Origin of the sequence: Streptomyces carminius (assembly GCF_002794255.1) — a bacterium.
GTDB lineage: Bacteria > Actinomycetota > Actinomycetes > Streptomycetales > Streptomycetaceae > Streptomyces > Streptomyces carminius.
This window is the reverse complement of sequence record NZ_PGGW01000058.1, coordinates 93,644-104,661: the sequence shown is the minus strand read 5'-3', so window position 1 is coordinate 104,661 and position 11,018 is coordinate 93,644. Positions and strand designations below refer to the sequence as shown.

4 protein-coding genes are annotated in these 11,018 nt (G+C 75.7%); all 4 read left to right on the top strand.

Translation table 11 applies throughout. The annotated features are described in order from the left end of the window. Window positions 1–119 precede the first annotated feature (119 nt). The 4 genes from CUT44_RS17610 to CUT44_RS17595 are packed head-to-tail and all read left to right on the top strand — an operon-like array spanning window position 120 to window position 10,937. The gene (locus CUT44_RS17610) at window positions 120–377 is read left to right on the top strand and encodes an acyl carrier protein (protein ID WP_100202845.1); all 258 of its coding nucleotides are present in this window, start codon (window positions 120–122) and stop codon (window positions 375–377) included. Next, complete coding sequence (locus CUT44_RS17605; protein WP_100202844.1) at window positions 374–2,329, top strand: aminotransferase class I/II-fold pyridoxal phosphate-dependent enzyme; 1,956 nt, start codon at window positions 374–376, stop codon at window positions 2,327–2,329. Before CUT44_RS17610 ends, CUT44_RS17605 begins: the two co-directional genes overlap by 4 nt. A 5-nt stretch (window positions 2,330–2,334) precedes the next feature. Then, the gene (locus CUT44_RS17600; protein WP_233221461.1) at window positions 2,335–4,059 is read left to right on the top strand and encodes an amino acid adenylation domain-containing protein; all 1,725 of its coding nucleotides are present in this window, start codon (window positions 2,335–2,337) and stop codon (window positions 4,057–4,059) included. An 11-nt stretch (window positions 4,060–4,070) separates the two neighbouring features. Beyond that, entirely contained in the window at window positions 4,071–10,937 is a 6,867-nt protein-coding gene (locus CUT44_RS17595) for a type I polyketide synthase (RefSeq protein WP_100202843.1), read from the top strand. Window positions 10,938–11,018 lie beyond the last annotated feature (81 nt).

Here is an 11,018-nt window from a genome sequence, read left to right as displayed (position 1 = left end):
TCCCCGGGCGACACCGTCGCGGCCGTCGCCGAGCTGATCGACAGCCGCACCGGCACCTCCGCCGACACCCCCGCCACCTCCTCATGACCACCGCCCCGGCGGCCGAGCCCAGGAAGCCCATGAGCACTCAGCAGTCCATCATCAACCACATCGCCGACGTCTGGCTGGACGGCGACGCCGACGGGCTGGACGCGCAGGTCCCCATCACCGAGCTCAACATCGTCGACTCGGCCGGGATCTTCGACCTCGTGCACTACCTCCAGGAGACGTTCCGGGTCACCGTGCCGCTGCACGAGATCACCCCGGCGAACTTCCGGACGGTCGAGGCGATCACCGGCCTCGTCGAGCGCCTGCGGAAGGCGGGGGCCGTCCGATGACGCACACGGCGGAGGAGACCGCGGCGGACCGGGCGGCCGGCACCCCGGCAGGCACCGCGGCCGGGGAGACCAAGGACGTCCACCGGCAGGTGGTGGACATCATCGCCTCGCGCACCCTGTACGACGAGTCCTACCTGCTGCCGGAGAGCGACTTCGAGGGCGAGCTGGGCATCGACTCGGTCGTCTTCGAGTCGATCCTGGAGACGGTGCGCGAGCACTTCGCCCTCGCCGGGCCGCTGCCCGGCGGGCTGACCACGATCCGCGAACTGGCCGAGGCGGTCGAGGAGGCGCTCGACGCCGTGCCGGGTGCCGTGTCGGGCACCGCGCCGGACGCCGTGCCGGGCCCGGACGGCGACGTCCTGCTGGAGACCCTGGTCGCCCAGGCCATGCACCACACCCGGTACCAGCGGCACCAGCTCGGGCCGGACGCCGACCTCGAGAGCGAACTGGGCATCGACTCCGTGGTGCTGACCTCGATCGTCGCCGACACCGCCGACGCCCTCGGCCTGGCCGCGGACGTGGCGGGCGGCGTGGCGGCGACCACCCTGCGGACCCTGGCCGAGGAACTCCGTCCCCACCTCACCGGGACCGCGGGGGCTGTCCCCGTCCGGCCGGAGCCCGGCGCGGACAGCGGTACGGAGTCCGGCGCGGAGTCCGGCGCCGTACCGCCGGAGCCGTACGGCGAGGACTCCTGGGACAGCCGCTCCATGAAGGACTTCATGGAGGAGCGCGACCCCGACCTCTTCGCCAAGACCCGCAGCTTCGGCGCCTATCTGCGGCGGCGCAGGCGGGACCGGCTCTACTGGTACGGCATGCCGCTGCGCTCCCGCTGCGGGAACCGGGCCGTCATCTTCGACGAACTCACCGGGCGCGAGCGCGAGTTCCTGATGTTCGCCTCCAACAACTACCTGGGCCTGGCCAACCACCCGAAGGTGGTCGAGGCGATCTGCGAGGCCACCCGCACCTACGGCGCCACCCACACCGGCTCCCGCTTCATCGGCGGCACCAACACCCTGCACAAGGAGCTGGAGCGGCGGCTGGCCGCCTTCAAGCAGCGCCCGGCCTGCATCGTCTATCCCGGCGGCTACGCGGCCAACCTCGGCGCCATCTCCGCGCTGGTAAAGAGCTACGACACGCTGATCACCGACAAGCTCAACCACATGAGCATCCTCGACGGCGGCAAGCTCTCCGGCGCCGAGCGCCGGATCTACCGGCACAACGACATGGCCGACCTGGAGCGCGTCCTGGCGCGCTGCGCGGACCGGCCCACGGGCAGGCTCATCGTCGCCGACGGCGTGTTCAGCATGCACGGCGACATCTGCGACCTCCCCGAGATCGTCCGCCTGGCCCGGGAGTACGGCGCGCGGGTGATGATCGACGACGCCCACGCCACCGGGGTGCTGGGCCGGCGCGGCTCCGGCACGGCCGAGCACTTCGGTCTCAAGGGGGAGGTGGACCTCGAACTCGGCACCATGAGCAAGACCCTCGCCGGCATGGGCGGTTTCGTCGTCGGCGAGGAGGAGGTCGTCGAGTACCTGCGCCACTACTCCAACTCCTACGTCTTCGCCGCGAACATCCCCGCCGGGGTGGCGGCCGGGCTCATCGCCTCGATCGACGTGATCGAGTCCGAGCCGGAGCGGATCGAGCGGCTGTGGGACAACATCCGCCTGCTGCACGGCCTGCTGACCGACGCCGGGTTCGACCTGGAGAACACCCGGAGCGCCATCCTCCCCGTGGTCGTCGGCGACGAGCGGGCCGCGATGGAGATGGGCCGGGCCGTACGCGCCCGCGGGCTGTACTGCCAGACCGTCGTCTTCCCCGGGGTGCCGCTGGGCGACGCCCGGCTGCGGGTCAGCGTCACCTGCGAGCACACCCGGCAGGACCTGGCGGAGGCGGCCGGGATCTTCGTCGACGCCGCCCGCGAGGTCGGCGTCCTGCCGTCGGCGGGGTGAGGCCGGTGACCAGGCAGCGGACCGGCCGCCCCGGCGTGTACGCACCCGGCGGCGAACTTGACGACCCCGATGACGTGGCCCTGATCCGGCTCCCCGCGCGGCTGCCGGACGGACAGGCCGCCCGCCCGGCGTTCGTGGGCGAGCGGACCGTGACCTACGGGGAGCTCGCCGGGGAGGTCGCGGCGCTCGCCGCCGCCCTGGCGGAGCTGGGCGCCGTACCCGGTGACCGCGTCGCCGTCTGGACGGACAAGCAGCCGCGCTACGCCGGGGCCGTCCTGGCCGCCCTGCGGGCCGGGTGCGCGTACGTGCCCCTGGACGGCCGCCAGCCGCCGGACCGGGTGGGCACCATCCTGGCGGACGCCGAGCCGGCCGTGGTGTTCACCGACCGGGCCCGGCTGGGCCCGCTGGCCGGGGCGGGCCTGCCCGCGTCGGTCCGGGCGGTCGTCCTCGTGGACCCGGACCCGGACCCGGACCCGGACCCGGACGCCGGGCCGGACGCCGGGCCCGCCGGTACGGCGCCGGAGCGCGGGACCGCACCCGTCCCGGTACCCGTCCGCACCTGGGACGCCCTCACCGCCCTCACCGCCCTCACCGACCGCACCGCCGGGCACACCGCCGGCCGCGACGACCTCGCCGCCCTCCTCTACACCTCGGGATCGACCGGCACCCCCAAGGGCGTGCGGATCACCTACCGGAACCTGGCGGCCTTCATCCGCTGGGCCCGCGCCGAGTTCGCCCTCGGCCCCGGGGACGTCCTGGCCAACCACGCGTCGTTCAACTTCGACCTGAGCACCTTCGACCTGTTCGCCGGGCTGTCGTCCGGCGCCGCGGTGTGGATCGTCCCCGACGACCGGACGCGCGACGTGGCGGCCCTGGCCGCGGGCGTCCGCGAGCACGGCGTCACCGTCTGGTACTCGGTGCCCTCGGTGCTCAACCTGCTGACCGTCTCCGGCGCGCTCACCCCCGCAACCGCCCGCACCCTGCGCCATGTGCTCTTCGCGGGCGAGGTCTTCCCCGTGCCGCAACTGCGCGCCCTGGCGGCGCTGCTGCCCGCCGGGACCTCCCTCTACAACCTCTACGGCCCGACCGAGACCAACGTCTGCACCTACCACCGGGTCCGCCCCGGGGACCTCGCGGACGACCGGCCGGTGCCGATCGGCGGGCCGCTGCCCGGCGCGCGGCTCACGGTCACCGGTGAGGACGGCCGTCCCGCCGAGGGGCCCGGGGCGATCGGCGAGCTGGTCGTCGAGGGCGACTGCGTCACCCCCGGCTACTGGCGGCGCGAGGCGGAGTCGGCCGCCGCCGGGCACCCCCTGGGCCGCCACGCCACCGGCGACCTGGTGAGCCGGGAGGACGGTGGGCTGGTCTACCGGGGGCGCCGGGACCGCATGGTCAAGCTCTCCGGCTACCGCGTCGAACTGGGCGAGATCGAGGCCGCGGCGCTGCGGCACCCGGCGGTCGAGACCGCGGCGGCCGTGGTCGCCGGGGGCGACGACCCGCGGATCGCCCTCTACTACACCGTCCGCGACGGCGCCGACGCGCCCGGCCTGCTCGCCCTCAAGCGGCACTGCGCCCGCCACCTGCCGCCCTACATGCTCCCGCGTACCGCCGTGCGCCTGGCCGAGCTGCCGCACAACGCCAACGGCAAGACCGACTACCGCCGACTGGCCGACGAGGCCGCCGACGCGGCCGCGGCGGGCCGGCGCCCGCGGGCCCTGACCGGCAAGTGACGGAGACGCACATGACACCAGATCCGACCGAGGTCCTGTGGCGGGGAGGAGAGCCCGAGACCGTCACCGCGGTCCTGCGGCACCACCTCGAACACCGCCCCGACGAGCTCGCCTACCGCTTCCTGACCGGGCACGACGGGGCCGAGGAGTCCTGGACCTACCGCGAACTCGACCTGCGAGCCCGCACCGTCGCCGTCCTGCTGCAGCGCGAGCACCTGGCGGGCCGCCCCGTCCTGCTGCTCCACCCCCCGGGTCTGGACTACGTCGCGGCCTTCCTCGGCTGCCTGTACGCGGGCGCCGTCGCCGTGCCCGCCTACCCGCCGGACACCGCGCGCTTCGACCGGACCGTGCCGCGGCTGGCGGCCATCGCCCGGGACTCGGGGGCGACCCACGCCCTGACCACCGAGAAGGTCGCCCGCTCCGTCGCGGACCGGCGCGCGGAGGCCGAGGCGCTCGGCCTGGGCGGGCTGCGCTGGACGGTCACCGACCGCGTCCCCGCGGCCGACCGCGACCCGGACGCCTGGCGCGACCCGGGCACCACCGGCGGCTGCCTGGCGTTCCTCCAGTACACCTCCGGTTCGACCGCCACGCCCAAGGGCGTCATGGTCGGCCACGCCAACCTGCTCCACAACCTCCGCTCGATCCATCTGCGGCTGGCGCACGACCGCGGCTCCGCGATGGTGTCGTGGCTGCCGCCGTACCACGACATGGGGCTCATCGGCGGCATCCTGACGCCGCTGTACGGCGGCTTCCCCGCCCATCTGATGTCGCCCCTGACCTTCCTCGGGCAGCCGCTGCGGTGGCTGGAGACGCTCTCCCGGACCGGCGCGTCCACCAGCGTCGCGCCCAACTTCGGCTTCGAGCACTGCGTCCGCAGGATCACTCCCGAGCAGCGCGACGCCCTGGACCTGAGCGCCTGGCGGCTGGCGCTCAACGGCGCCGAGCCGGTGCGCGCCGACACCCTGGAGCGCTTCGCCGAGTACTTCGCGCCCTGCGGCTTCGACCGCCGGGCACTGCTGCCCTGCTACGGGCTGGCCGAGGCGACGCTGATGGTGACCGGTACGGACGCCCACGAGCCGCCCGTCGCCGGGACGTTCGCCTCCGGCGCGCTGGAGGCGGGCACCGCCGAGCCCGCCGAGCCCGGTGCCGGGCGGACCACCCGTGTCGTCGACTGCGGTACGGCCGTGGACGGCGTCGAGACCGCGATCGTGGACCCCGCCACCCGGCGCCGGGTCGCCGGCGAGGGGCGGATCGGCGAGATCTGGGTCGCCGGGCCGAGCGTGGCCAGGGGCTACTGGCGGCGGCCCGACGCCACCGAGGAGACCTTCGGCGCCCGGCTCCGGAACGACGGCACCGGCACCGACGGCGGCGGCGGCACCGGCGGCGGCACCGGCGGGCCCGGCACCACCTGGCTGCGCACCGGCGACCTGGGCTTCCTGCGCGAGGACCGGCTGCACGTCGTCGGCCGCACCAAGGACGTCGTCATCGTCCAGGGCCGCAACCACTACCCCCACGACATCGAGCTCACCGCGGAGCGGGCCCACCGGGCGGTCCGGCCGGGCGCCGGCGCCGCCTTCGGGGTCCAGGTGGAGGGCGCCGAGGAACTGGTGGTCGTCCACGAGATCGAGGGACGCCGCCTGGACGACCGGATCCCCGTCGGGGACCTGCTGGCGCGGCTGCGCACCGCGATCACCGAGGAGCACGAGGTCACACCGCACGCCGTCGTCCTGGTCCGCAGGTCCGGGGTGCCCAGGACCAGCAGCGGCAAGATCCGGCGCCGGGCCTGCCGGCAGGACTTCCTGGACCTGGCGCTGCCGGTGGTGGCCGCCGGGGTGCTCCGGGAGACGCCGGAGCACCCCGCCCGCACCGCCGGCCCGGCCGCGGGCCGGAGCCGGGAGGAGATCGCCGGGACCGTCGCCCGGGTGCTCACCGGCGCGGTGCCGGGGGACGCCGGGAACTCCGGGGCGGCCGGTGACGCCGGGGCATCCGGGGAGACCTCCGGCCGTACGTTCGCCGAGCTGGGTCTGGACTACCCGCGGCTGCTGACCGCCGTGGCCGAGCTGGAGCGGCTGCTGGACGTCCGGCTCTCCGTCGGGGACCTGCTGGTCACCCCGACCGCCGACGCGCTGACCGAGCAGGTGTACGAGCGGACCCGGCCGGAGGCGGGCGCCCCCGGCGCCCCCGGCGGCGCGTCCGCCGGTAGCCCCGGTGCCCGGCGGTACCGCGTGGGCGCGGCCGCCGTCGAGTCCTGGCTGACCGACCGGATCGCGGACCGCCTCGGGCTGCCCGCCGCGGCGATCGACCCCACCGTGCCCTTCACCTCCCTGGGGCTCGACTCCCGGCAGGCGGTCGCCGTCACCGCCGAACTCGGCTCCTGGCTGGGCACCCCGCTGACTCCGGGAGTGGTCTTCGACCACCCGACCGTCCGCGCCCTGGCCGCCCACCTCGCCGCCCCGGCGGAGCCCCGGCCCGCTGCCGTGCCCGCCGCCGGACCCACACCCGCGCCCGGTGCCGCGCCCGCGTCCGGTGCCGACGAGCCGATCGCGATCATCGGCATGGGCTGCCGCTTCCCCGGCGCCCCCGACCCGGAGAGCTACTGGCGGCTGCTGACCGACGGCCGCGACGCCGTCGGCGAGGTGCCGCCGGGCCGCTGGGACCCCGAGCGGGTACGGGCGCCCCGCCACGGCGGGTTCGTCGAGGGCGCGGACGAGTTCGACGCCCGGTTCTTCGGAATCTCCGCGCGCGAGGCCGAACGCATGGACCCGCAGCAGCGACTGCTCCTGGAGACCGCCTGGCGGACCCTGGAGGACGCCGGCACCGCGCCGACGAGCCTGGCGGGCGGCGACACCGGGGTCTTCGTCGGCATCAGCAGCCACGACTACGCCGACCTGCAGATGGGCCACCTCGACACCGTCGACGTCCACAGCGCCACCGGCAACGCCCTGTCGGTCGCCGCCAACCGGATCTCCTACCTGCTGGACCTGCGGGGCCCCAGCCTGGCCGTGGACACGGCGTGCTCCTCCTCCCTGGTGGCCGTCCACCTGGCCTGCCGCAGCCTGCGCGACGGGGAGTGCGGCACGGCCCTGGCGGGCGGCGTCAACCTGATGGCCACCCCGGGCCTCACCGTGGCCTTCGCCGAGGGCGGGATGCTCGCCCCCGGCGGGCGCTGCCGCACCTTCGACGACGCCGCCGACGGGTACGTGCGCGGCGAGGGCGCCGGCCTGGTCCTCCTCAAGCCGCTGTCCGCCGCGCTCGCCGACGGCGACCGCGTCCACGCGGTGATCCGGGGGACGGCCGTCGCCCACGGCGGACGCGGCAACGGGCTGACCGCGCCCCGGGGCGCGGCGCAGCGCGCGGTGCTGACCCGGGCCCTGGAGCGGGCGGGCCTGACGGCCGGGCAGATCGGCTACGTCGAGGCCCACGGCACCGGCACCTCGCTGGGCGACCCCGTCGAGTGGGAGGCCCTGACCGAGGTCTACGGGCGCGGCCGGGACGGCGCGGAGCCCTGCCTGGTCGGCTCGGTGAAGACCAGCATCGGCCATCTGGAGGCGGCCGCGGGCATCGCCGGACTGATCAAGGCCGCCCTCGTCGTACGGCACCGGCAGGTGCCGCCGCTGCTGCATCTGCGCACCCCCAACCACCGCATGAACTGGGAGGGTTCGGGTCTGGAGGTGCCCACCTGGTGCCGTCCGCTGCCGGGCGGCGGCACCGCGCGGGCCGGGGTCAGCTCCTTCGGCTTCGGCGGCGCCAACGCCCACGCGGTCCTGGAGGCCGCGCCGGAGCGGCCCGCCCGGCCGGAGCCGGACCCCGCCGCGCGGCCCGACCGGCGGGTGCACGCCCTGTGCCTGTCGGCGCACACGCCTACGGCGCTCACGGCGCTGGCGGGGGAGTACCGGACGCATCTGGCGAGCCGCCCCGGCGTCCCCCCGGCCGACCTGTGCCACTCGGCGAACACCGGCCGGGCCCAACTGGCGCACCGCGCCGTCGTCACCGGCCGCTCGGCCGCCGAGCTCGACGCCGGGCTGGAGGCGCTGGTGCGGGGCGGGCCCACCACCGCCGTGGTCCGCGGCCACGCCGCGGGCGGCCCGGTCCGCCGTACCGCCTTCCTCTTCAGCGGCCAGGGCAGCCAGTACCCGGGCATGGGCCGGGACCTGTACGAGACGCACGCCGGGGCGGCCCGCGTCCTGGACCGGGCGGACGAGGTGCTCCGGCCGCTGCTGGACACCTCGCTGCTCGGTCTGCTGTTCGACGACTCCGGCGCCGAGCGGCTGCGGAGCACCCGCTACTGCCAGCCGGCCCTGGTGGCCCTGGAGGTGGCGCTCGCCGAACTGTGGGCGTCCGCCGGAGTACGGCCGGACGCCGTGCTCGGCCACAGCGTCGGCGCGCTCGGCGCGGCCTGCGTGGCGGGGGTGCTCTCCTTCGAGGACGCACTCACCCTGGCCGCCGAACGGGGCCGGCACATGGCCGCCCAGCCCGGGGACGGCGCGATGATCGCCTGTACCGGGGACGCCGGGACGGTCCGCGCCGCCGCGGCGGGCTTCGCCTCGGTCGCGGTCGCCGCCGTCAACACCCCCGGCCACCTGGTGCTCTCCGGGGAGCGGGAGGAGATCGACGCGCTGCGCGAGACGCTCACCGGCCGGCGGATCACAGTGAAGCCGCTGGAGGTCTCGCACGCCTTCCACTCCAAGCTGATGGCCGGGGCGGCGGCGCCGCTGCTGGCCGCGGCGCGCTCCGCCGTCCACGCCGAGCCGCGCGTTCCGTGGATCTCCGACGCCACCGGGGAGCGGGTCCGGCACATCGGCGCCGACCACTGGGTCGAGCACCTGCTCGGCACCGTGCGGTTCGCCGACGGCTTCGCGGCCCTGCGCCGCATGGGCTGCGACACCTTCGTGGAGATCGGGCCGCACTCCACCCTGCTCGGCTTCGGACGGCTCATGACCGCCGCGGCCGAGGACGGGGCCGGAAGCGGCACCGGAAGCGGCACCGGAGACGGCAGCGGGAGCCCGGCGCCGCTGTGGCTGCCGTCGCTGCGCCGCGGGGGAGACGACTGGGCCGTGCTCCTGCAGTCGCTGGGCCGGCTGCACTGCGCGGGCGGCGAGGTGGACTGGGCCGCGCTGGACGAGGGCCGGCCGCGCGAGCGGGTCCCCGTGCCGCACGCGGTCTTCGAGCGGCGGTCGTACTGGTTCACCCCGCCCCGGCCGGCCGGCCCCGCCGGGCAGCACACCGAGCCGTACGCCCGGCCCGCCACCGACCCGGTCCAGGCCCCGACGGTTCCGGCCGCCGCCGCGCCCGCCCCGGCCGGCGCGGGCGCGGTGCGCCACGCCGTCCTCGGCCTCGTCGCCCGGGTGAGCGGCTTCCCCGTGGAGCAGCTTCCGCCGTACGCCCGCCTCGGCGCGGACCTCGGCTTCGACTCCCTGATGCGGGTCGACCTCGAACGCCGTATCGCCGCGCGGTTCCCCGACCGGGTGGCGCGGCTGCGCCGGGACCTCCCCGAGGACCCCACCGTCGGCGACCTGACCGACCGCCTCACCGGGACCGGCCCGTCGCCCGGGACCGACCCCGGGACCACCCCCGAGACCACCCCCGAGACCACCGGAGCCCTCATGGCCGCGCAGCCCCGCACCCCGTGGCCGGAGGCGGTCCCCGCCCTTGAGCCCGCCGCCGTGCCCGCCGAGCCGCCCGCCGATCCGCCGGTGCACATGGAGTACGAGTTCGAGGAGTGGGCCGAGTACGCGGAGCTCCAGGGCCGGCTGCGGCAGGCGGGCGCCGACGGCGCCAACCCCTACGGGCGCGTCCACGAGGGCTTCAACTCCGGCCGCGCCCGGCTGAACGGCCGGGAGGTCCTCAACTTCGCCGCCTTCAACTACCTGGCCCTCTCCCACCATCCGAGGGTCCGCAAGGCGGCCAAGGCGGCCATCGACCGCTACGGCACCTCCAGCTCGGCGACCCCGCTGCTGTTCGGCGAGACCCCGCTGCACCACGAACTCGACGCCGAGATCGCCTCGTTCCTCGGCACCGAGGGCGCGATCGTCTTCGCCGGGGGCCATGCCACCAACGTGGCGACCGTGGGCCACCTCTTCGGCCCGGAGGACCTCATCGTCCACGACGAGTGGATCCACGACAGCACCGTGCGCGGCTGCATGCTCTCCGGCGCCCGGCGCCGGCCCTTCCCGCACAACGACTGGGCGGCCCTGGACCGGATCCTCGGCGCGATGCGCACCCGGCACCGCCGCGCGCTCGTCGTCGTCGAGGGCGCGTACAGCCAGGACGGCGACATCCCCGACCTGCCCCGGTTCATCGAGGTCAAGAGGCGCCACCGGGCCATGCTCATGATCGACGAGGCGCACTCGATCGGGGTGCTCGGCGCCACCGGGCGCGGCATCGGGGAGCACTTCGGCACCGACCCCGCCGACGTGGACCTGTGGATGGGCACGCTCAGCAAGGCCATCGGCAGCCTGGGCGGCTACATCGCGGCCCGCGGCCCGCTCATCGAGTACCTCAAGTTCACCGCCCCGCTGCACATCTTCAGCACCGGCATCTCCCCCGCCAACACGGCGGCGGCGCTGGAGGCGTTCCGCGTCATCCGGGACGAGCCGGAGCGCGTGGCGCGGGTGCGGGAGCTGTCCGACCACTTCCGCGCCGGAGCGCGGGCCCGCGGCCTGGACATCGGGGTCTCCCGGCTCTCGGCGGTCGTCCCCGTGATCATCGGCGACTGGGGGAGGACCATGGCGCTCTCCAACTCCCTGCTGGAGCAGGGCGTCAACGTGATGCCGATCGGCTATCCCGCCGTGGAGCGGGACAAGTGCCGCCTGCGCTTCTTCGTCAACCACGACCACGACGAAGCCGACCTCGACCGCGCCCTCGACCTCCTGGTGTGACACATGGCGACCAACGGCAGCATTCCGACACCCCCGTCCCCGTCCTCTCCCTCCCCCTCTCCCTCCCCCTCCCCCTCCCCC